Source organism: Burkholderia sp. Bp8998 (assembly GCF_003854235.1).
Taxonomy (GTDB): domain Bacteria; phylum Pseudomonadota; class Gammaproteobacteria; order Burkholderiales; family Burkholderiaceae; genus Burkholderia.
Genome location: NZ_QTQF01000023.1, coordinates 52,278 through 71,667, shown reverse-complemented (window position 1 = coordinate 71,667; position 19,390 = coordinate 52,278). Strand labels below are relative to the sequence as shown.

The window sequence follows — 19,390 nt, the reverse complement described above, 5'->3', positions numbered from 1 at the left end:
CGCGCTCCGGTCAGGCGGCCGCGAGCGCCTGGCGCAGCGCGGCCAGCACCGGTGCGCCGTCCGGCCGCACGCCGCGCCAGATGAAGAACGATTCGGCCGCCTGCTCGACCAGCATCCCGAGCCCGTCGGCCGTGCGCGCGCCAAGCGACGTCGCATGCTGCATGAACACGGTCGGCTGCGCGCCGTACATCATGTCGTACGCGAGCGTGCCCACGCCGAACGCGGCCGCGTCGCACGCCGGCAGCGCCGCATCGAGGCTGCCGGCCGTCGCGTTGACGATCACGTCGTACGGTTCGGCGCGCACGCAGTCCGGGCCGCCGCCTGACAGCACGCAGCCCGCATCGTGCGCGGCCTGCGTGAACTGGCCGACGAGTGCCTCGGCCTTGCTCGCGGTGCGGTTCACGATCGTGATCGATAGCGGCGCGCGCTCGAGCATCGGCAGCACGACGCCACGCGCCGCGCCACCCGCGCCGAGCAGCAGGACGCGCGCGCCCGCGAGCGACACGCCGAGATTCAATTCGATGTCGCGCACGAGGCCGACGCCGTCGGTGTTGTCGCCGTAAATGCTGCCGTCGGCGTCGATGCGCAGCGTGTTCACCGCGCCCGCCGCCGCCGCGCGCGGCGACAGCGTATCGGCGAGCGCATGTGCGTCGAGCTTGAACGGCACCGTCACGTTCGCGCCGCGGCCGCCCTCGGCAATGAACGCGCGCACGGCGGCCTCGAAGCCGTCGAGCGGCGCGAGCCGGTGCTCATAGACGATCGCCTCGCCCGTCTGCGCGGCGAACTGCGCGTGGATGAACGGCGACTTGCTGTGCGCCACCGGGTTGCCGAACACCACGTAGCGGTCGGCGCCGCTCGTCGACGCGGCTGCGTTCATGATGCGCGCCCCTCTTCGCTTTCCTGGCCGTTGCCATTCGCGGCCTCGCCGCCTTCGACCACCGCGCCGTCCGCTTCGGCCAGTGCTTCGGCCTCGGTTTCCGCCGACGCGTCTTCCGCATCGACCAGCGTGTCGTCGCCGCCTTCGGTCTCGTCTTCGTCTTCGGCCGCATCGCCGCTCGTCACGGTCGGCGCGTCGAGCACGTTAAGCAGTCGCACCGACGCCTCGATCGTCAGCTCGTCGAGCGACATCACGTCGAGCAGCACGCGCGTGCCGCGTGCATGCACGCCGAGCCCCGGCACGTGCAGCAGCAGCGGGATTTCCTCGAGGCGCACGAGATCGCCCTTCACGACACTCGCGACGACCTGTTTCTTCTGCTCCTGCGCGAGCCAGCGCAGACACCAGAAGTACTCCATCCGGCGCTGGTAGTCGGCATACGCGGTATAGGTGTCGTCGAAGCCCTGCACGACCGCGTACAGGTCGGCGTCCTTCGGCTTGAACGGCGCGGCGAGCTTCGCGGTGACGCCGTGCTGCACGCATGCGAGCAGTTGCCACTGGTTCACGAGGTCGACGTAGCGGCGCAGCGGCGACGTGCTCCACGCGTATTGCGCGACGCCGAGGCCTTCGTGCGGCGCGGCCGTCGTCTGCATCCGCGTGCGCTTCGGGCCCGGCGCGCCGAAGCCGCGCTGCGAGCGGTAGATGCCGGGCACCGTGTGATCGTGCAGGAACGCGCCCCACGTCGAGTTCGCGAGGATCGCGAGCTCCGACACGATCAGGTCGAGCGGCGACCCGCGGCGACGCGGCGTGATCGTCACGTGCTCGCCTTCGACGTAGAAGTTGTAGTCGGTATTGCGCTGCACTTCGCGCTTCAGGCCGTAGCCCGCGCGCGCGACCTGGCGCTTCTCGAACAGCGCCTGCGCGAGCGGCCACAGCACGGCGATGTCGTCCTTGTGCGGGTAGTCGCCGGTGCCGGCCGCGAGGGTCTCTTCGTTGACGAGTTCGTCGAGCGTGTTGTGGCGCAGGTTGTTCTTCACGAACACGAGTTCGGCACGCGTCTCGTTCGCGACGATCTCCTGCGTCTCGCGATTGACGATGATGTACAGCGACAGCGCGGGGCGGTAGTCGCCTTCCTTCAGCGTGAACACGTCGACGACGTCGTCCGGCAGCATCGTGATCTTGTCGCCCGGCATGTAGACCGTCGACAGGCGCGCGCGCGCGATCGCGTCGACCGCATCGCCACGCACGATGCCGAGCGCCGGCGCCGCGATGTGCACGCCGATCCGCACACGACCGTCGGACAGGTGCTCGACCGAGAACGCGTCGTCGATTTCGGTCGTCGTGATGTCGTCGATCGAGAACGCCTGGACGTCCGCGCGCGGCAGGTCGTCCGGCAGCGGGCCGACCGTGACGGCCGGGAAGCCCGTGCCGTGCGGGAAGAATTCCGCGAGAAAACGCGCTTCGTGCAGCGCACGCGGCGACGCGATGCCGCCGCAGTCGAGCATCAGCCGCGCCGGCGACACGCCGCGCGCGCCGGCCGCCGCTTCCATCGCCTTGTATTCGATCGCGTTCTTGTCCGGCCGCGTCAGCAGCCCGAGCACCTTGCCCGCGAACGCTTCCGGCAGCTTGCCGGCCTTCAGTTCCTCTTCATACTGCGCCTGGACGAGCGCCTGCTGGCGCTTGCGCTCGAGCGACGCGAGCGCCATCTTGAGCTGCTCTTCCGGCGCGCGCTGATACTGGCCGCGCCCCTTGCGGCGGAAATAGACGGGCGAGCCGTGCAACCGCAGCACTAGCGCCGCGCGTTCGACCGGGCCGTAGGTCGCGCCGAAGTATTCCGCGGCCAGCGCCGTATACGCGAATTCGTCGGCCGGCGCGCACTCCCACAGGAAATCCAGGTCGATCTGCTGCGCGGCCGTATCGGCCTCCTGCATCAGCTCGCTCGCGGCCGGCTTCTCGAATTCGATCAGCACGTCTTTTGCGCGCACCTTCGCCCGCCGCCCGCCGGGCAACTCGACCTGAAACGCGTCGCCCTGGCGCGACAGCACGCTGCCCGCCTTGAAACTGCCCGATTCCTCGAAGAAAACGTTCACTCAGTACTCTCGTTCAGACTGCCGGGCACCGCATCGGCGGCGCCGCATGATGATGGGAATTCGATCGGCATGACGCCGGGTTCATGACGTTCTGTCGTCGCAAAAGGCGAGAACGTCGTCGACATAGTCGGCAAATTCGCTGATCCCGTGATCGCTGCCTTCGATCACGCGCGTTTTCGCGCCCGGGTAGTGGGCGAGCATCTCGCGGTAGTCCAGCACTTCGTCGCCCGTCGCCGCGAACAGATAGTAGCGTTCGGGCCGCGAAATCACCGGCACGCGCAGCGCATCGAGCTCCTGCAGGTGATGGCGTTCGACGACGATCGACCCGCCGCCGTGCCACAGCGGCTGTTCGCCCAGATGCTGTTCGAGATCGCGCTGCGGCACGATCGCCGGATTCAGCAGCACCGCCTTCCAGCCGTGCTTTTCGGCGAGCCAGGTCGCGTAGTAGCCGCCGAGCGAGCTGCCGATCACCGTCACGTCGCGCGCACCCGCCACCTCGGCTTCCGCGACGGCGATCGCCTCGAGCGGCGACACCGACAGCGACGGGCAGCGCCATGCGTGCGTGCGGCCGAGTTCGGCCATGCGCGCGGCGAGCAGCCGCGACTTCTGCGACTCCGGCGACGACCGAAACCCGTGCAGGTACAGGATCACGGGCGGCTCCCGAGCGCGTCGAGCAGCCTCTGGTGCACGCCGCCGAAACCGCCGTTGCTCATCACGAGCACGTGGTCGCCCGGGCGCGCGGCCCCGACGACCGACTTCACCAGCAGATGGAGATCGTCGAACGCGCGCGCCTTGTCGCCGAGCGGTGCGAGCGCATCGCCGAGGTTCCAGCCGAGCGCGTCGCGCCCGGTCGGGGCGCCGTAGCCGAACACCAGGTCGGCGTCCGCGAGACTTGCCGGCAATTGCGCCTTCATCACGCCGAGCTTCATCGTGTTCGAACGCGGCTCGAGCACGGCGAGAATGCGGGAATTTTGGCGGCCGATGCGCGCACGAAGGCCGGCGATCGTGGTTTCGATCGCGGTCGGATGGTGCGCGAAATCGTCGTAGACGGTTACGCCATCCACGCTGCCGCGCACTTCCATGCGCCGCTTCACGTTGCGGAACGACGCGAGGGATGCGGCGGCCTGCGCGGGCGGCACGCCGACGTGGCGCGCGGCGGCGATCGCCGCGAGCGCGTTCATCCGGTTGTGGTCGCCCTGCACCTGCCACGCGACTTCACCGACGCGCTCGGCGTGGCGATACACCGCGAAGCGCTCGTCGACCGGCACGCCGTCCTCGGCCGGCAGCGCCTGCCAGCCGCCGTCGACGCCGAAGCGCTCGACTTCGCTCCAGCAGCCGCGCGCGAGCACGCGCTCCAGCGCATCCGAGCGGCCGTTGGTCACGATCCGGCCGACGCCCGGCACGGTGCGCACGAGGTGATGGAATTGCGTTTCGATCGCGGCGAGATCCGGGAAGATGTCGGCGTGATCGAATTCGAGATTGTTGAGCACCGCGGTGCGCGGCCGGTAGTGGACGAACTTCGAGCGCTTGTCGAAGAACGCCGTATCGTATTCGTCGGCCTCGATCACGAAGAAGCTCGAATCGGTCAGCCGCGCCGACACGCCGAAGTTCAGCGGCACGCCGCCGATCAGGAAGCCCGGGTTCAGGCCGGCATCTTCCAGCAGCCATGCGAGCATCGACGACGTGGTCGTCTTGCCGTGCGTGCCCGCGACCGCCAGCACCCATTTGCCGGCGAGCACGTGCTCGCCGAGCCATTGCGGACCGGACACATACGGCAGGCCGCGATCGAGGATCGCCTCCATCAGCGGATTGCCGCGCGTGACGACGTTGCCGATCACGAACAGGTCGGGCTTCAGGTCGATCTGCTCGGCGCCATAGCCCTCGATCAGCGTGATGCCCTGCGCCTCGAGTTGCGTGCTCATCGGCGGATAGACGCCCGCGTCGCAACCCGTCACCGTGTGGCCCGCCTCGCGCGCGAGCACGGCGAGACCGCCCATGAAGGTGCCGCAGATGCCAAGAATGTGGATGTGCATAGATGAATGCTTTCGCGCCGCCGGGCGCCGTCGATTCGGAAAGGAAGGTCTGCGGCACGCCGGACAGGCCGCCCGGCCAACGACTTTCGCCGCGACACAAAGACCGTCATTGTAACTGACGGGCCGCCGTGCCCGGCGGCCCGAACGATGGATCGGGAGGCTGCCCGGCGCGGCGGACGGCACGCAGCCGCACCGGATTCGGCCGTGGCGGCGATCGAGTATGATTGCCGGATCATGTCTCGCAAACCTCTTGTCGACCCGCGGCGCGCCCGCGAGGAAATCGCCCAGTCCGCCGCCCGTCTGATCGCGGAGGACGGCCTCGATTACGCCAGCGCGAAACGCAAGGCCGCGCGCCAGCTGTTCGGCGATACGCGCGTTGCCGGCGAATGGTTGCCGGATAACGACCTGATCGAGGAAGAACTGCGCGAGTTCCTCGCGCTGTTCCAGAGCGACACGCAGCCGGAAGAACTGCGCCGCCTGCGCGAGGTCGCGCTCGACTGGATGCGCCGGCTCGCCGAGTTCAATCCGTATGTGACGGGCGCGGTGCTGAACGGCACCGCGAATGCGCATTCGGACATCCATTTGCAGATATTCACTGACAACCCGAAGGACGTCGCGATCTACCTGCTGAACCAGAACGTTCAGTACGACGTGTCCGAGACACGGCATTTCGCCGGTCGCGCCGACGTCGAGACGCTGAGCTTCCTGTGGCGCCCTCGACGCGACGTGGACGCGACCGGTATTCACGTCGCCCTCTACGCAAGCGACGACCTGCGCGGCGCGGTCAAGGCCGACGCCCGCGGGCGGGTCGCCCGCGCGGACGCCAACGTATTGCGTGCGCTCCTCGAGGCCAGCAACGCCCCTTCCGAACCGGAATGATTCAACGATGATGATGAAACGCATGTTGGCGCTCGCGGTGGTCGCCGCCGCCGCCGTCGCCGGCGGGCTCGCCGCCGGCCACTGGTTCCGCGGCGGCAGCGCCGATGACGGCGTCGCCGTTGCCGCACCCGCCGCGCAAGGCGGCCCGGTCGACCAGTTGTGGGCCGCGTCGCTGACCGGCGTCGACGGCAAGCCGGCGTCGCTCGCTTCCTTCAAGGGCCAGAAGGTCGTGGTCAATTTCTGGGCGTCGTGGTGCGGCCCGTGCGTCGAGGAGATGCCGGAGCTCGTCGCGCTGTCGCACCAATACAAGCAGAAAGGCATCCGCTTCATCGGGATCGGCGTCGATTCGAACCAGAACGTGAAGAACTTTCTGCAGAAGGTGAAGGTCGACTATCCGGTTTTCGTCAGCGGTTATGCGGGCGCCGATCTGGCCCGTAATTTCGGAAATACCGCCGGCGCGCTGCCGTTCACCGTCGTCATCGACGAAACCGGCAAGATTCGCGAGACAAAATTAGGCCAAATCCAGCCGGCCGAGCTGAAAAAGACGCTCGACGCGTTGTGATCGCCCGGAACGACGGCCCGCACGTTGGCGGCGATTTGTGCGTCGATCGCCGCAAATTCACGTGAATTCGCTGATACTTTGCAGCCGCGCCGGTAATTCTTGCAGGTCCGGCGCGCCCGGCCGTTCGGCAAAACTAGACAAATTTCTCTAAATAGCGCTAAAGTTCGCGCAATTCCGCAGAAATAGAAGCGACCATGACACGATTGCTGGTGCTGCACGGCCCCAACCTGAACCTTCTCGGCACCCGGGAACCGGAGGTGTACGGCCGCGTCACGCTCGCGCAGATCGATCAGGCGCTTGCCGCGCGGGCTCAGGAAGCCGGCGCCGAACTGTCGTCGTTCCAGAGCAACCATGAAGGCGCGCTCGTCGACCGCATCCAGGCCGCGCGGGAGGAACAGACCGATTTCATCCTGATCAATCCCGCCGCGTATACGCATACGAGCGTCGCGATCCGGGACGCGATCGCCGGCGTTGGCATCCCGTTCGTCGAGGTTCACCTGTCGAACGTGCACCGCCGCGAAGCGTTCAGGCACCACTCCTACTTTTCCGACCAGGCCGAAGGCGTGATCTGCGGGCTCGGCTGGAAAGGTTATCTGTACGCGCTCGAGTACGCGCTGGACAAGCTGCAAGGCGCGTCGCGCGGCTGATTTCGCGATCTAGATTCAGCGCCGGTCCCACCGGCGCTTTCACGTATTGAAAGGGGAATTCCCGATGGATCTTCGTAAGCTGAAAACTCTGATCGACCTCGTCTCCGAATCCGGCATCTCCGAGCTGGAAGTGACGGAAGGCGAAGGCAAGGTGCGTATCGTCAAGAACGCGCCGCCGGTCTATGTCCAGCCGACGGGCGGATTTGCCCCGCAGGTCAGCGCACCGGCCCCGGCGGTCGCGCTGCCGGCCGAAGGCGCGGCTGCCGCGCCGGCCGCAGGCGCCGCTGCCGCGCCCGCCGTCCCGCAAGGCCACGTCGTGACGTCGCCGATGGTCGGCACGTTCTATCGCGCGCCGTCGCCCGGCGCGGACCCGTTCACCCAGGTCGGTGACACGGTCAAGGAAGGCCAGACCATCTGCATCATCGAAGCGATGAAGCTGCTCAACGAGATCGAGTCGGACAAGGCCGGCGTGATCAAGGAAATCCTCGTCGAGAACGGCCAGGCCGTCGAATACGGCCAGCCGCTTTTCGTGATCGGCTAAGTACGCCGCGCGGCCCACCCGGCCGCGCACCGCCGATGCTCGCCAGGCGCCGTTCGCGCGCCCCTCGAAGAGACGAATACTCGCTATGTTTGAAAAAATCCTCATTGCCAACCGCGGTGAAATCGCGCTGCGCATCCAGCGTGCGTGCCGCGAGCTCGGCGTCAAGACGGTGGTCGTCTACTCGGAAGCCGACAAGGAAGCCAAGTACGTGCGCCTCGCGGACGAAGCCGTCTGTATCGGCCCGGCTCCGTCGAACCTGAGCTACCTGAACATGCCGGCACTGATCAGTGCCGCGGAAGTCACCGATGCCGAGGCGATCCACCCCGGCTACGGCTTCCTGTCGGAGAACGCCGACTTCGCGGAGCGCGTCGAGCAGTCGGGCTTCACGTTCATCGGCCCGCGTCCGGAAACGATCCGCCTGATGGGCGACAAGGTCACCGCGAAGCAGACCATGATCAAGACCGGCGTGCCGTGCGTGCCGGGTTCGGAAGGCGCGTTGCCGGACGATCCGAAGGAGATCGTGAAGATTGCGCGCGCGATCGGCTATCCGGTGATCATCAAGGCAGCGGGCGGCGGCGGCGGGCGCGGGATGCGCGTCGTGCACACCGAGGCCGCGCTCGTCAACGCGGTCAACATGACCCGCGAGGAAGCCGGCCGTGCGTTCGGCAACCCGCAGGTGTACATGGAGAAGTTCCTCGAGAACCCGCGCCACATCGAAATCCAGGTGCTGTCGGACGCGCACAAGAACGCGATCTGGCTCGGCGAGCGCGACTGCTCGATGCAGCGCCGTCACCAGAAGGTGATCGAGGAAGCGCCGGCGCCCGGCATTCCGCGCCGCCTGATCGAGCGCATCGGCGACCGCTGCGCGGACGCGTGCAAGAAGATGGGCTACCTCGGTGCGGGCACGTTCGAATTCCTGTACGAGAACAACGAGTTCTACTTCATCGAGATGAACACGCGCGTGCAGGTCGAGCACCCGGTGTCGGAGATGATCACGGGCGTCGACATCGTGCAGGAACAGATCCGCATCGCGGCCGGCGAGAAGCTCACGCTGCGCCAGCGCGACATCCAGTTCCGCGGACATGCGATCGAATGCCGGATCAACGCGGAAGATCCGTTCAAGTTCACGCCGTCGCCGGGCCGGATCACGTCGTGGCATACGCCCGGCGGCCCCGGCGTGCGCGTCGACTCGCATGCGTACAATGGCTATTTCGTGCCGCCGAACTATGATTCGATGATCGGCAAGCTGATCACCTACGGCGCGACGCGCGACCAGGCGATCCGCCGGATGCGCATCGCGCTGTCGGAAATGGTCGTCGAAGGCATCCATACCAACATCCCGCTGCACCGCGAGCTGATGATCGACTCGAAGTTCGTCGAAGGCGGCACCAGCATCCACTACCTCGAACACCGGCTCGCCCAGAAGCAGCAGGTCGCACCGGAAGAAGCGTAAGCATGAGCTATCGCGAACTCGTCGTCGAACTGGCCCGTGAGCATGCGGAAGCGTTGTCCGACGCGCTGCTCGATCTCGGCGCGCTGTCGGTGTCCGTCGAGGACGCCGACGCCGACACGCCCGACGAACAGCCGCTCTTCGGCGAGCCGGGCCTCGTTCCCGAACGCACCGCGTGGCAGCACTCGCGCGTGATTGCGCTGCTGTCGCCCGATCACGAGCCGGCCGTGCTGCTTGCGGCGGCCGCGAACGAGATCGGTGTCGCCGAGACGCCGAAGTTCGACGTGCGCGAAGTCGAGGAGCAGGACTGGGTACGGCTCACGCAGTCGCAATTCGAGCCGATTCCGATCGGCGAACGCATCTGGGTCGTGCCGTCGTGGCACGACGCGCCCGACCCCGACGCGCTGATCCTCGAACTCGACCCCGGTCTCGCGTTCGGCACCGGCAGCCACCCGACCACGCGCCTGTGCATGGAGTGGCTCGAACAGTCGGTGAAGCCCGGCCAGTCGGTACTCGACTACGGCTGCGGCTCGGGCATTCTCGCGATCCTCGCGCAGAAATGCGGGGCGAACCCCGTGGTCGGCATCGACATCGATCCGCAGGCGGTCGAATCGGCGCGGCAGAACAGCGAACGCAACCATGCGGAAGTCACGTATGGGCTGCCCGACGCGTGCCCGGCCGGTGAATTCGACATCGTCGTCGCCAACATCCTGTCGAACCCGCTGAAGCTGATGGCGTCGATGCTCGCATCGAAGGTGAAACCGGGCGGGCGCATCGCGTTGTCGGGTGTGCTCGCGCGCCAGGCGGACGAAGTCGCGGCCGTCTACGCGCGCTACGTCGACATCTCGGTCTGGCGCGAACACGAAGGTTGGGTATGCCTCGCCGGAACCCGGCGGGAAAGCCATTAGAATAGCGCTGTCCTTCACTCTGGCCAGCAGGCCGCCCGGCTCGACATGCTTCTTGCGACGCGCTGCCCTCATTGCGAAACCGTCTTCCGGCTGCAGCAGGAACAGCTCTCGCTGCATGACGGGCTCGTGCGTTGCGGACACTGCCAGCAGGTCTTCAACGCCTCGCAGTCGCTCGTTCCCGAGCCGATGCTGACCGAAGCGGTGCCTGCCGAGCCGGCCGGCACCGCCCCGCCACACGACGCCGCGCCCGCGCGGCTCTTCACCATCGACGCACCGGTCGAACCGGCATCCGGTTCCGATTACAAGCCGGAAGGCTGGGACATGTGGGCGCCGTGGCTCGATGCCGGCGTCGACCCGTCCCTGCAGCACAACGTGCAGACCGTACGCGCCGAGCCGCTGGTGCCGCTCGCGCTGCCGGCCACGGACGCCGGCGTCGTTCACCTGTCCGGCACGCCCGCGCCGATCGCATCGGCCCCGCCCGAGCTGCACGCTGTCGCGTCGCAACCGGCCGGACCGGATGCGACGCTGCACGAATCCGGCGCATCGGGCACGTCGCGGGCCACGCCGCCCGCCGAACCCGACCCGCGCGAACCGCGCTTCGTCGCGCACCCGCCGTCGGCCGCCGACACGGACGAACCCGTCGCCCACGCGCACTTCGCCGTACCCGACGACGAACGCGCACCGCGCGAACCGCGCTTCGCGTTCACGCCGGCGCAAGCCGTCCCTGAACCCGATGCCGACGCCGACGAGCGCGCCCCCGCACCGGCTGCGGCCGCCAGCGAGCCGGCCGCTCAACCGGCCGTCCAACCGGCCGTCCCCTTCCCCGCCGCACTGACCGACGACGACCGCCCGCACTTCGCCGTCACGCGCGAAACGCGCGCGCCGCAGCAACGCGGGATGCTCGGCGGCTTTTTCGGCGGACTCGTCGCCGCCGCGCTCGCGGTGCTGCTCGTCGCGCAACTCGCGTGGTGGCAGCGCGAAAGCGTGATGATCTACTGGCCGGTCACGCAGGGCTGGTTCCGGCAGGCGTGCGCACCGCTCGGCTGCACGGTCACGCCGCCGCGCGCGATCGACGGCCTGCGGCTCGACGCGGCCGACCTGCGCCAGCTCGACGGCCCGCGCGTGCTGGAGCTGAAGGTGCCGCTGACGAACCGCTACCGCGTCGCGCTCGCCTATCCGTCGCTCGAGCTGACGCTGCTCGACGACACGAATCACGTAACCGTGCGCCGCGTGCTCGCGCCGCGCGAGTACGTGCGCCCGGGCACGCCGATTTATGCCGGGCTGCCGCCGGGCACGACGCAGACGATGGTCGTCCGTCTCGACACGAACGGCGCGCCCGCCTCGAATTTCCGCGTCCAGATCTTCTATCCGTGACGCCCCGCGGCGCGCACATGCGCGCCGTCTCAACCCGCGCGCCGGAGCGGCGCGCTATTTCGGAGCACGAACATGAGCAAAGTTACGCTGGGTGGCAACCCGATCGATCTCGCCGGCACGTTCCCGGCCGTCGGCTCGCAAGCCCCCGACTTCAAGCTGGTCGGCAAGGACCTCGCCGATCTGTCGCTTGCCAGCTTCGCCGGCAAGCGCAAGGTGCTGAACATCGTCCCGAGCCTCGACACGCCGACCTGCGCGACGTCGACCCGCAAGTTCAACGAAGCCGCGTCGTCGCTCGACAACACGGTCGTGGTCGTCGTGTCCGGCGACCTGCCGTTCGCCGCCACGCGCTTCTGCACGACCGAAGGCCTCGCGAACGTCGTGACGGCTTCGACGTTCCGCGGCGGCCGCGCGTTCGCGAACGCGTATGGCGTCGACGTGACGAGCGGCCCGCTGAACGGCCTGACGGCCCGCGCGGTCGTCGTGCTCGACGCGCAGGACAAGGTGATCCACGCGGAACTCGTCGGCGAGATCAAGGACGAGCCGAACTACGACGCAGCGCTCGCCGCACTGAAGTAACCCGCAGCCGCCCGACCCTGCCGCGCGGGGCCCGACGGCCTCCGCGCGCCGGCCGGGCGGTCGCCTCCTTTTGCTCTCTACAGGAACGCACGCCTTGACTACGCTGATTTGCGGCTCGCTCGCCTACGACAACATCATGACCTTCGAAGGCCGGTTTCGCGAGCACATCCTGCCCGACCAGGTTCACCTTCTGAACGTGAGCTTCCTCGTGCCGACGATGCGTCGCGAATTCGGCGGTTGCGCGGGGAACATCGCCTACGCGCTGCACATGCTCGGCGGCGACGCGCGCATCATGGCGACGGTCGGCGCGAACGATGCCGATCGCTATCTCGAGCGTCTCGACAGCCTCGGCCTGTCCAAGGCCAGCGTGCGCGTGGTGCCCGAAACGCACACCGCGCAGGCGATGATCACGACCGATCTTGAGAACAACCAGATCACCGCATTCCACCCGGGCGCGATGATGCAGTCGCACCTGAACCGCGCGGACGAAGTGGCGGGCGTGAAGCTCGGCATCGTCGCGCCGGACGGCTTCGACGGGATGGTCCAGCACGCCGAGCAGTTCGCGAAGGCCGGCATCCCGTTCATCTTCGATCCGGGCCAAGGCCTGCCGCTGTTCGACGGTGCGACGCTGCGCCGCATCATTGAACTCGCGACCTTCGTCGCGGTCAACGACTACGAGGGCAAGCTCGTCAGCGACAAGACGGGCTGGTCCGAACAGGAAATCGCCAGCCGGGTTCAGGCGTTGATCATCACGCGCGGCGAGCGCGGCTCCACCATTGTTCACAAAAACGGCGAAGAACAGATTCCGGTCGTGCAAGCCGAGCGTGTCGTCGATCCGACCGGCTGCGGCGATGCCTTCCGGGGCGGCCTGCTGTACGGCATCGAGAATGGCCTCGACTGGGCAACCACGGGCCGCCTCGCGAGCCTCATGGGCTCGATCAAGATCGCCCACCAGGGGCCCCAGACTTACGCACTGACGCGCGCCGAAATCGACGCGCGCTTCGAGGCTGTCTTCGGTTACAGTCTCAAATGAATATTGTGGGAGAACAAAGATGTTGACCAGGAAAACCCTCGCGCTCGCGGCCATGCTGACGGCCACGCTGACGCTCGCCGGCTGCTTCACGGCGCCGGGCTCGGCAGATGTCTATAGCGTCGGCCAGGCGCAGCGCGAACAAACCGTCCGCATGGGCACGGTCGAAAGCGTCCGTGCCGTGCGCATCCAGTCCGACGGTGGCGGCAGCGCGATCGGCACGCTCGGCGGCGGTGCGCTCGGCGCAGTTGCGGGCAGCGCGATCGGCGGCGGCAAAGGGTCGATCCTGACGGCCATCGCGGGCGGTCTCGTCGGCGCGGTCGCGGGCAACGCGGTCGGCGAAAACCTCAGCACGGCGAACGGTGTCGAAATCACCGTGCGCCTCGACAACGGCGACCTGCGCTCGATCACGCAGGCGGCGAGCGGCGAAATGTTCCGCGCCGGCGAACGTGTGCGGCTGCTGTCGAGCGGTGGCGTCACGCGCGTCACGCACTAACCGAGCATCCTCAGCACGCGGCGCAAGCCGCGGTCGAACGCATGTGCGAAGCTGCACATGCGTTTTTTTTCGCCCGTGACCGGCAACCAGTCGGCGCATCGATGAATACGGACAAAAAAAATCCCGCCACCTGAGCCAGATGGCGGGATTGATTGAGTAGCGCTACTCAACCCGCGGACACCACGTGAGTGTCCGGGTGGTACGGGTCAGCCGCGATTACGGACGGCTGCCGGTCGGGAACGGCCATGCCGCTGCCGGGTTGAGCGCGGTCTTCACGCCCGATGCCGGCGCGACCGATGCGGTCGACGCGGTCGTTGCCGGTGCAGCCTTCTTCACGACGGCCTTCTTCGGAGCAGCAGCCTTCTTCGCCGGTGCGGCGGCCTTCGGTGCAGCGGCAGCCTTCGGTGCAGCAGCAGCCTTCTTCGCAGGAGCAGCCTTCTTGGCAGGCGCAGCCTTCTTCGCGGCAGCCTTCTTCGCAGGCGCAGCCTTCTTCGCGGCAGCCTTCTTCGCAGGCGCGGCCTTCTTCGCAGCAGCCTTCTTCGCCGGTGCTGCCTTCTTCGCAGCAACCTTCTTCACTGCGACTTTCTTGGCTGCAACCTTCTTCGCAGCGGCCTTCTTCGCCGGTGCCGCCTTCTTCGCGGCGACCTTCTTCACCGCGACCTTCTTCGCAGCAACCTTCTTGGCTGCAACCTTCTTCGTTGCGACCTTCTTTGCCGCGACCTTCTTCGCAGCGGCCTTCTTCGCCGGTGCTGCCTTCTTCGCGGCAACCTTCTTCACCGCGACCTTCTTCGCAGCAACCTTCTTCACTGCAGCGGCCTTCTTCGCCGGAGCAGCAGCCTTCTTCGCAACGGTCTTCTTGGCAGCAACCTTCTTAGCGGCCGGTTTCTTCTTGGCAGTAGCCATGTTGTTCTCCTTCAGGTTCAGATGAGAGTCAGTTCAAACTACACCCTTCGTCAAAACCCGCTTCCCGCGGACGCTGTTCAGGACGTGCGCTTCGAAGCGGGCTATTCATCGGCGTACGCGGATACCGCGCGCTTACGCTAATGAATACGGTATGGCGCGCGTGACCCCATGGCCTCGCGCGCCAAATCAAGTCGGTAGCCGGCGCGCCTCGCGCCGCCACCCCTAATCGCTTGATCAAGCGGACCGCCACACGGCCGTCCGCTTTTTCCGGAGGGAAGTTTGCCCATCCCACTGAAGGGTTCGCAAAGTGCCGATCATGTCGTTGGGCCGTTAAGGCACCAGGCATGCTTTGCATCAGGCGTTCTTGCTCCTAAACCTTGGGCCGGGGCCGAGAGGCCACCGGCTGCTCACATCATGTGACGGGTTCGCTGCTGCGGGTTATTCCCAGGACAGCGCGCCGCCCGTCTGATACTCGATCACTCGCGTCTCGAAGAAGTTGCGTTCCTTCTTCAGGTCGATCATCTCGCTCATCCACGGGAACGGGTTTTCCTCGTTCGGGTACAGCGGATCGAGGCCGATCTGCTGGCAACGGCGGTTGCTGATGAAGCGCAGATAGCTCTTGAACATCGACGCGTTCAGACCCAGCACGCCGCGCGGCATCGTGTCCTCGGCGTAGCGGTATTCGAGTTCGACAGCCTGCTTGAACAGCTCGCGGATCTCGGCGCGGAATTCCGCGGTCCAGAGATGCGGGTTCTCGAGCTTGATCTGGTTGATCAGGTCGATGCCGAAATTGCAGTGCATCGACTCGTCGCGCAGGATGTACTGATATTGCTCTGCAGCACCCGTCATCTTGTTCTGGCGGCCGAGTGCGAGAATCTGCGTGAAGCCAACATAGAAGAACAGGCCTTCCATGATGCAGGCGAACACGATCAGCGACTTCAGCAGCTTCTGATCCGCTTCGAGCGTGCCGGTCTTGAAGGCCGGGTCCGTCAGCGTGTGGATGAACGGGATCAGGAATTCGTCCTTCGCGCGGATCGACGTGACCTCGTGGTACGCGTTGAAGATCTCGCCTTCGTCGAGACCGAGCGATTCGACAATGTATTGATACGCGTGCGTGTGGATCGCCTCTTCGAACGCCTGGCGCAGCAGGAACTGCCGGCACTCGGGCGCCGTGATGTGGCGGTACGTGCCGAGCACGATGTTGTTCGCGGCGAGCGAATCGGCCGTCACGAAGAAGCCGAGGTTGCGCTTGACGATGCGGCGCTCGTCCTCGGTCAGACCGTTCGGGTCCTTCCACAGTGCGATGTCGCGGGACATGTTGATTTCCTGCGGCATCCAGTGGTTCGCGCAACCCGCCAGATACTTTTCCCACGCCCACTTGTACTTGAACGGCACCAGCTGATTGACGTCAGTCTGGCCGTTGATGATGCGCTTGTCGGCGACATTGACCCGGGCTTCCGAACCGCCAGCGGGAACAGCCGATGCTTGCGGCGGCACCGCAAGATCGCCTTCGAAAATGTCGCGGACCTGATGGGCGGCAGGCGTTGCAGCCTGCATTCCGACAGCCATCCCTGCGGAGGTGCGCATCGCGTTTTGCTGCGCTCCGCTCGCGGGGGTTACGGCAGTCTTCTCGTCATCCCAGTTGAGCATAAATTCTCACCATCAATTTAGAACGGTTTGTACCATCTTTTCCTGAGCGATAAAAGGGTTCGCTCACGAAAAATCCTTTTTTCGATTCGCGTTGCGACCTCGATACAACACTTTGAGCAACGCATCGTCGTTCATGCAGCGCGCGACGCGTGTCGCGCTTGTATCGCGAGGTGCGCTCGACGCATCGAACGCTGATCGAAACGCGACGTCGTCGGGGATGTTTCGATCGCTGGTCACTGCCTGCAACGCGAATGCCGCGTTACAGATTCCTTATCATTTTTTTAGTAGAGAGCGGCGCACACTTCAACCTCGATCGGTTGTCGTGCGCGCCGCCCGAACCTTCTTCAGGTCATGCGCGCCGCGTTACTGGCAGGCTTCGCACTCGTCGAAGCCCGGATCGCCCGGACGCATCGTGCACACCGGACCATCTGCCTCGACCGGCGCCAGCGCCGGCGCCGCATTGACCGCACCCGACGCTGCATCGCCGCCTGCCGCACCGAAGCCGCCTGCCGCGCCTTGCGCGCCGCCGCTGCTCGAGCCGCCCGCACCGCTCGTCGGCACTGCGTTCAGCGCGCCGTGTGCGACCGTCGACTTCTCGACGTGCGTCGCCGCCATCGTGCGGAGGTAGTAGGTCGTCTTCAGACCGCGCAGCCATGCGAGCTTGTAGACCTCGTCGAGCTTCTTGCCCGACGCGCCGCCCATGTAGATGTTCAGCGACTGCGCCTGGTCGATCCACTTCTGGCGACGCGATGCTGCTTCGACCAGCCACGTCGGGTCGACTTCGAACGCGGTCGCGTAGATCGCGCGCAGGTCGGCCGGGATGCGGTCGATGCGCGACAGCATCCCGTCGAAGTACTTCAGGTCGGCGACCATCACTTCGTCCCACAGGCCGCGTTCCTTCAGGTCGCGAACGAGGTACTCGTTGACCACCGTGAATTCGCCCGACAGGTTCGACTTCACGTACAGGTTCTGGAAGGTCGGCTCGATGCACGCCGACACGCCGATGATGTTCGAGATCGTCGCCGTCGGCGCGATCGCGACGCAGTTCGAGTTGCGCATGCCGTGCGCGGCGATCCGCGAACGCAGCGTCGTCCAGTCGAGCGACTCGGACGTGTCGACCTCGACGTAGCCGCCGCGCGCTTCCGTCAGCAGCTTCAGCGTGTCCTGCGGGAGGATGCCGCGATCCCACAGCGAGCCGCGGTAGCTCGAGTAGCGGCCGCGTTCCTCGGCCAGCTCGGTCGACGCGTAGTACGCGTAGTAGCAGACCGCTTCCATCGAACGATCGGCGAACTCGACCGCCGCTTCCGACGCGTACGGCGTGCGCAGCAGGTGCAGGCAGTCCTGGAAGCCCATGATACCCATGCCGACCGGACGGTGCTTCAGGTTCGAGTTACGCGCCTTCGGCACCGCGTAGTAGTTGATGTCGATCACGTTGTCGAGCATGCGCATCGCGACGCTGATCGTGCGCTTCAGCTTGTCGTGGTCGAGCGCGTAGCTGCCGTCGGCCTGCTTCACCAGGTGGGCGACGAGGTTCACCGAGCCCAGGTTGCACACCGCGATTTCGGTGTCGCTCGTGTTCAGTGTGATTTCCGTGCACAGGTTCGACGAGTGGACGACGCCGACGTGCTGCTGCGGCGAGCGCACGTTGCACGGATCCTTGAACGTGATCCACGGGTGGCCCGTTTCGAACAGCATGCCGAGCATCTTGCGCCAGAGCTGCTGCGCCGGGATCTTCTTGAACAGCTTGATCTCGCCGCGCGCGACCTTGTCTTCGTAAGCCGTGTAAGCCGCCTCGAACTCCGCGCCGAACTTGTCGTGCAGGTCCGGGCAGGTCGACGGCGAGAACAGCGTCCAGTCGGCGCCTTCCATCACGCGCTTCATGAACAGGTCGGGGATCCAGTTCGCCGTGTTCATGTCGTGCGTACGGCGGCGATCGTCGCCGGTGTTCTTGCGCAGCTCGAGGAATTCCTCGATGTCGAGGTGCCACGATTCCAGGTACGCGCACACCGCACCCTTGCGCTTGCCGCCCTGGTTCACCGCGACGGCCGTGTCGTTGACGACCTTCAGGAACGGGACCACGCCTTGCGACTTGCCGTTCGTGCCCTTGATATGCGAGCCGAGTGCGCGCACGCGGGTCCAGTCGTTGCCGAGACCGCCGGCGAACTTCGACAGCAGCGCGTTTTCCTTCAGCGCTTCATAGATGCCGTCGAGGTCGTCCGCGACCGTCGTCAGGTAGCACGAGGACAGCTGCGAACGGTGCGTGCCCGAGTTGAACAGCGTCGGCGTCGAGCTCATGAAGTCGAAGCTCGACAGCACGTTGTAGAACTCGATCGCGCGCGTTTCGCGGTCGATCTCGTTCAGCGACAGGCCCATCGCGACGCGCATGAAGAATGCCTGCGGCATTTCGATGCGCGAGCCGTCGACGTGCAGGAAGTAGCGGTCGTACAGCGTCTGCAGGCCGAGGTAGCCGAACTGCAGGTCGCGGTTCGCGTCGAGCGCGTCGCCGAGACGCTTCAGGTCGAACTGCAGCAGCTTGTCGTCGAGCAGGCCGGCGTCGACGCCGCGCTTCAGGAACTGCGGGAAGTATTCCGCGTAGCGGGCCGACATCTCGGCCTGGACCACTTCCTCACCGAGGATCTCGCGACGGATCGTGTGCAGCAGGATGCGGGCCGTGACCTGGCTGTACGCCGGATCCTTCTCGATCATCGTGCGCGCAGCCAGGATCGCCGAGTCGTAGACCTGGCTCATCGGCACGCCGTCGTACAGGTTCTTCACCGTTTCCGCGACGATCGGGTCAGGGTTAACCGCGGCGCCGAGGCCGTCGCATGCCGACACGATCAGTGCGCGCAGCGCGTTCAGGTCGAGCGGACGCGTGACGCCGTTGTCGACGACGTTGATGCCCGTGCTCGCCTCGGCGCCCGCTGCCGCTGCTTCCTCGCCCGCATGCTGGCGCTCGAGGTGACGCTTCTCGCGATACAGCACGTACGCACGCGCGACGTTGTGCTCGCCGCCGCGCATCAGCGCGAGTTCGACCTGGTCCTGAATGTCTTCGATATGGAACGTACCGCCGTTCGGACGGCTGCGCACGAGCGCGCGCACGACGTTGTGCGTCAGCTGCTCGACGAGTTCGCGTACGCGCGCCGATGCCGCGCCCTGCCCGCCGTTGACGGCCAGGAAAGCCTTGGTCACCGCAATCGCGATCTTCGAAGGCTCGAACGACACCACGCTGCCGTTGCGGCGGATCACCTTGTAGTCGGCGAACGTGGCCTGCGGCGCGAGCGCCTGCGCGCCCTGTTCGGTCCCGCCGAGCGGACGGCTCGAGGCGCTCTCGTACTGGGACGTCGCGTTGTCGGTGGTTTGCATGTGCAAAGCTCCTG

General features: G+C 66.3%; 18 protein-coding genes. 10 read left to right on the top strand and 8 right to left on the bottom strand.

The genetic code is table 11. The features are described from left to right. Positions 1 to 10: 10 nt before the first annotated feature. From aroE to mpl, 4 genes are all read right to left on the bottom strand, one after another. Positions 11 to 877 (bottom strand): shikimate dehydrogenase, encoded by an 867-nt coding sequence (gene aroE, locus DIE06_RS22485; RefSeq protein ID WP_124663230.1) that lies wholly within the window; start codon positions 875 to 877, stop codon positions 11 to 13. After that, positions 874 to 2,964, bottom strand: coding sequence for an RNB domain-containing ribonuclease (locus DIE06_RS22480; RefSeq protein ID WP_124663229.1), 2,091 nt, complete (start codon positions 2,962 to 2,964; stop codon positions 874 to 876). Before DIE06_RS22480 ends, aroE begins: the two co-directional genes overlap by 4 nt. Positions 2,965 to 3,045: 81 nt before the next feature. After that, positions 3,046 to 3,615 carry a YqiA/YcfP family alpha/beta fold hydrolase gene (locus DIE06_RS22475; RefSeq protein ID WP_124663228.1) on the bottom strand — a complete coding sequence of 190 codons (570 nt, stop codon included), beginning with the start codon at positions 3,613 to 3,615 and terminating at the stop codon, positions 3,046 to 3,048. Further along, complete coding sequence (gene mpl / locus DIE06_RS22470; RefSeq protein WP_124663227.1) at positions 3,612 to 4,997, bottom strand: UDP-N-acetylmuramate:L-alanyl-gamma-D-glutamyl-meso-diaminopimelate ligase; 1,386 nt, start codon at positions 4,995 to 4,997, stop codon at positions 3,612 to 3,614. Before mpl ends, DIE06_RS22475 begins: the two co-directional genes overlap by 4 nt. 234 nt (positions 4,998 to 5,231) lie before the next feature. Here mpl and DIE06_RS22465 point away from each other — a divergent pair, with 234 nt between their 5' ends. The 10 genes from DIE06_RS22465 (at position 5,232) to DIE06_RS22420 (ending at position 13,460) form a co-directional block, all read left to right on the top strand. Continuing rightward, complete coding sequence (locus DIE06_RS22465) at positions 5,232 to 5,876, top strand: UDP-N-acetylmuramate--alanine ligase (RefSeq protein WP_124663280.1); 645 nt, start codon at positions 5,232 to 5,234, stop codon at positions 5,874 to 5,876. Between the two features lie 7 nt (positions 5,877 to 5,883). Further along, entirely contained in the window at positions 5,884 to 6,438 is a 555-nt protein-coding gene (locus tag DIE06_RS22460; protein ID WP_124663226.1) for a TlpA disulfide reductase family protein, read from the top strand. 194 nt (positions 6,439 to 6,632) lie between these two features. After that, positions 6,633 to 7,085 (top strand): type II 3-dehydroquinate dehydratase, encoded by a 453-nt coding sequence (gene aroQ / locus DIE06_RS22455; RefSeq protein ID WP_040143361.1) that lies wholly within the window; start codon positions 6,633 to 6,635, stop codon positions 7,083 to 7,085. Positions 7,086 to 7,149: 64 nt separating this feature from the next. Beyond that, entirely contained in the window at positions 7,150 to 7,626 is a 477-nt protein-coding gene (gene accB, locus DIE06_RS22450; protein WP_124663225.1) for an acetyl-CoA carboxylase biotin carboxyl carrier protein, read from the top strand. Between the two features lie 85 nt (positions 7,627 to 7,711). Next, entirely contained in the window at positions 7,712 to 9,079 is a 1,368-nt protein-coding gene (gene accC / locus DIE06_RS22445) for an acetyl-CoA carboxylase biotin carboxylase subunit (protein ID WP_124663224.1), read from the top strand. Positions 9,080 to 9,081: 2 nt separating this feature from the next. Then, positions 9,082 to 9,984 carry a 50S ribosomal protein L11 methyltransferase gene (gene prmA, locus DIE06_RS22440; RefSeq protein WP_124663223.1) on the top strand — a complete coding sequence of 301 codons (903 nt, stop codon included), beginning with the start codon at positions 9,082 to 9,084 and terminating at the stop codon, positions 9,982 to 9,984. 45 nt (positions 9,985 to 10,029) lie between these two features. After that, on the top strand, positions 10,030 to 11,358 hold the full coding sequence (locus tag DIE06_RS22435) for a DUF3426 domain-containing protein (RefSeq protein WP_124663222.1): 1,329 nt from the start codon (positions 10,030 to 10,032) through the stop codon (positions 11,356 to 11,358). Positions 11,359 to 11,430: 72 nt separating this feature from the next. Then, positions 11,431 to 11,934, top strand: a complete 504-nt coding sequence (gene tpx, locus DIE06_RS22430) for a thiol peroxidase (protein ID WP_124663221.1) — start codon at positions 11,431 to 11,433, stop codon at positions 11,932 to 11,934. A gap of 94 nt (positions 11,935 to 12,028) precedes the next feature. Further along, positions 12,029 to 12,967, top strand: coding sequence for a carbohydrate kinase family protein (locus DIE06_RS22425; RefSeq protein WP_124663220.1), 939 nt, complete (start codon positions 12,029 to 12,031; stop codon positions 12,965 to 12,967). A 19-nt stretch (positions 12,968 to 12,986) separates the two neighbouring features. After that, the gene (locus DIE06_RS22420) at positions 12,987 to 13,460 is read left to right on the top strand and encodes a glycine zipper 2TM domain-containing protein (protein WP_124663219.1); all 474 of its coding nucleotides are present in this window, start codon (positions 12,987 to 12,989) and stop codon (positions 13,458 to 13,460) included. 216 nt (positions 13,461 to 13,676) lie between these two features. On the opposite strand, the gene DIE06_RS22415 is transcribed toward DIE06_RS22420, so the two are convergent. From DIE06_RS22415 to DIE06_RS22395, 4 genes are all read right to left on the bottom strand, one after another. Continuing rightward, entirely contained in the window at positions 13,677 to 14,363 is a 687-nt protein-coding gene (locus tag DIE06_RS22415) for a histone H1-like DNA-binding protein (protein ID WP_059608192.1), read from the bottom strand. 28 nt (positions 14,364 to 14,391) lie between these two features. After that, positions 14,392 to 14,718 carry a hypothetical protein gene (locus tag DIE06_RS22410; protein ID WP_081472821.1) on the bottom strand — a complete coding sequence of 109 codons (327 nt, stop codon included), beginning with the start codon at positions 14,716 to 14,718 and terminating at the stop codon, positions 14,392 to 14,394. Between the two features lie 83 nt (positions 14,719 to 14,801). Then, positions 14,802 to 16,013, bottom strand: a complete 1,212-nt coding sequence (locus DIE06_RS22405) for a ribonucleotide-diphosphate reductase subunit beta (RefSeq protein WP_014898151.1) — start codon at positions 16,011 to 16,013, stop codon at positions 14,802 to 14,804. Positions 16,014 to 16,376: 363 nt separating this feature from the next. Continuing rightward, complete coding sequence (locus DIE06_RS22395) at positions 16,377 to 19,376, bottom strand: ribonucleoside-diphosphate reductase subunit alpha (RefSeq protein ID WP_124663217.1); 3,000 nt, start codon at positions 19,374 to 19,376, stop codon at positions 16,377 to 16,379. Between the last annotated feature and the right edge of the window lie 14 nt (positions 19,377 to 19,390).

What these genes read in the sequence shown, in the direction of transcription:
- DIE06_RS22405 (WP_014898151.1), bottom strand. Translation starts at nt 16,013, where the DNA reads ATGCTCAACTGGGATGACGAGAAGACTGCCGTAACCCCCGCGAGCGGA.
- DIE06_RS22415 (WP_059608192.1), bottom strand. Translation starts at nt 14,363, where the DNA reads ATGGCTACTGCCAAGAAGAAACCGGCCGCTAAGAAGGTTGCTGCCAAG.
- mpl (WP_124663227.1), bottom strand. Translation starts at nt 4,997, where the DNA reads ATGCACATCCACATTCTTGGCATCTGCGGCACCTTCATGGGCGGTCTC.
- accC (WP_124663224.1), top strand. Translation starts at nt 7,712, where the DNA reads ATGTTTGAAAAAATCCTCATTGCCAACCGCGGTGAAATCGCGCTGCGC.
- DIE06_RS22435 (WP_124663222.1), top strand. Translation starts at nt 10,030, where the DNA reads ATGCTTCTTGCGACGCGCTGCCCTCATTGCGAAACCGTCTTCCGGCTG.
- accB (WP_124663225.1), top strand. Translation starts at nt 7,150, where the DNA reads ATGGATCTTCGTAAGCTGAAAACTCTGATCGACCTCGTCTCCGAATCC.
- DIE06_RS22420 (WP_124663219.1), top strand. Translation starts at nt 12,987, where the DNA reads ATGTTGACCAGGAAAACCCTCGCGCTCGCGGCCATGCTGACGGCCACG.
- DIE06_RS22395 (WP_124663217.1), bottom strand. Translation starts at nt 19,376, where the DNA reads ATGCAAACCACCGACAACGCGACGTCCCAGTACGAGAGCGCCTCGAGC.
- prmA (WP_124663223.1), top strand. Translation starts at nt 9,082, where the DNA reads ATGAGCTATCGCGAACTCGTCGTCGAACTGGCCCGTGAGCATGCGGAA.
- DIE06_RS22410 (WP_081472821.1), bottom strand. Translation starts at nt 14,718, where the DNA reads ATGCAAAGCATGCCTGGTGCCTTAACGGCCCAACGACATGATCGGCAC.
- DIE06_RS22465 (WP_124663280.1), top strand. Translation starts at nt 5,232, where the DNA reads ATGTCTCGCAAACCTCTTGTCGACCCGCGGCGCGCCCGCGAGGAAATC.
- tpx (WP_124663221.1), top strand. Translation starts at nt 11,431, where the DNA reads ATGAGCAAAGTTACGCTGGGTGGCAACCCGATCGATCTCGCCGGCACG.
- aroQ (WP_040143361.1), top strand. Translation starts at nt 6,633, where the DNA reads ATGACACGATTGCTGGTGCTGCACGGCCCCAACCTGAACCTTCTCGGC.
- DIE06_RS22460 (WP_124663226.1), top strand. Translation starts at nt 5,884, where the DNA reads ATGATGATGAAACGCATGTTGGCGCTCGCGGTGGTCGCCGCCGCCGCC.
- aroE (WP_124663230.1), bottom strand. Translation starts at nt 877, where the DNA reads ATGAACGCAGCCGCGTCGACGAGCGGCGCCGACCGCTACGTGGTGTTC.